At 35.5% G+C, this 1,385-nt stretch carries 1 protein-coding gene and 2 tRNA genes; all 3 read left to right on the forward strand.

Annotation, left to right across the window (positions count from 1 at the left end; genetic code table 11):
• Nucleotides 1–237 precede the first annotated feature (237 nt).
• The 3 genes from BMZ99_RS25815 to BMZ99_RS25825 all read left to right on the forward strand — a co-directional run bounded on the left by BMZ99_RS25815 (nt 238) and on the right by BMZ99_RS25825 (nt 1,384).
• Nucleotides 238–1,035: an undecaprenyl-diphosphate phosphatase gene (locus BMZ99_RS25815; protein ID WP_090945014.1), complete on the forward strand. Its 798-nt coding sequence runs from the start codon at nt 238–240 to the stop codon at nt 1,033–1,035.
• A 167-nt stretch (nt 1,036–1,202) separates the two neighbouring features.
• A tRNA-Thr gene (locus tag BMZ99_RS25820) sits at nt 1,203–1,278 on the forward strand.
• Nucleotides 1,279–1,299: 21 nt separating this feature from the next.
• Nucleotides 1,300–1,384 (forward strand) — tRNA-Tyr (locus BMZ99_RS25825).
• Nucleotide 1,385: the final 1 nt, after the last annotated feature.

Consider the following 1,385-nt stretch of genomic DNA (forward strand, 5'->3'; position numbering starts at 1 on the left):
TTTCATGTTCCAACAAACTTGATTTTACACAAAAAAATGGCTCCCGGCTACTGCCGGTTGCCATTTTTGTTTTTTAGGGCTAGTGCGACAGCCCCCTCTTGTGCTTAATAGGAGAAACTATAAGCTTTTTGAGTATAGAAATCTATAATATATTTAATTTTTACCTAAAAAGGTAGGTTTTACATTCGTTTTGCGATATAATAATCTTTATGATTATTTTGATAAGGATGTGGTGGAATGAATGAAAATTTAATTGCTGTGATAATTGGTATTGTGGAAGGTGTGACAGAGTATCTGCCCGTTTCCTCTACTGGACATATGATTTTAGCAGGAAGTATGCTGGGGTTTGAAGGAGAAAAAGCTAGTGTTTTTGAGGTGTTTATTCAGTTAGGTGCTATTTTATCAGTACTTTTCTTATATCAAGAAAAATTTTCTCGTATGTTAAAACCGCAACAGTTAAGTATTTATGGAAATGGTTTATCCATTAAACATGTTATGGCTGGTATTATTCCAGTTATGGGTATTGCATATTTACTGCATAAGCCAATTAAAGAATATCTGTTTTCTCCGTATACAGTTATTGTTGGCTTAGTTGTAGGAGGCATTTTTATGTTAGTTGCTGAAAAAATAGCAAAGCGTCCTATAACTACAAATGTTGATAAAATAACATTGCGGCAAGCGTTCTTTGTAGGGTTGTTTCAAGTGCTTGCACTATGGCCTGGTTTTTCTCGTTCTGGTTCTACAATATCTGGAGGGCTTCTTTTGGGGTTAAGCCGTAGTGCAGCCGCTGAATTTTCCTTTATTATCGCTGTCCCTCTTATGGCAGTAGCCTGTATATATGATCTATTAAAAGTTTGGGATAAGTTGAATATAGCTGATATACAGATGTTTTCCATTGGATTTGTAGTTGCTTTTGTTGTAGCGTACATATCAATTGTTTGGTTTATTAAATTTCTAAATAAGTCTACCTTGGCTTCTTTTGCCTACTACCGCTTTATAGTGGCAGCCATATCTTATTATTATTTTTTCTTTTAAAAGGAAAAATAGTGTGAGTTGGATTGTTTTAACAAAGGAAAAACATTGACAGAGCAATGAAAATGTAATATATTATTTAAGCAGCAGTTGTCGTACTAATTAAAGATGAAAAATGCTGTTTACAATAGTTGAAAAGTGTGATATAATTTAATCTTGTCAAAGGAAATGCTGGAATAGCTCAACTGGTAGAGCACCTCACTTGTAATGAGGATGTTGTGGGTTCAAGTCCTGTTTCCAGCTCCATTTTATTTTTTTCATTAAAATGGATGGGTTCCCGAGTGGCTAAAGGGAGCAGACTGTAAATCTGCCGGCTCCGCCTTCGCTGGTTCGAATCCAGCCCCATCCACCAC

The sequence above is a fragment of the Pelosinus propionicus DSM 13327 genome (assembly GCF_900114615.1).
GTDB classification, from domain to species: Bacteria; Bacillota; Negativicutes; order DSM-13327; family DSM-13327; genus Pelosinus; species Pelosinus propionicus.

Excerpts from the sequence above, each read along its gene's own strand:
- BMZ99_RS25815 (WP_090945014.1), top strand. The coding sequence starts at position 238 with ATGAATGAAAATTTAATTGCTGTGATAATTGGTATTGTGGAAGGTGTG.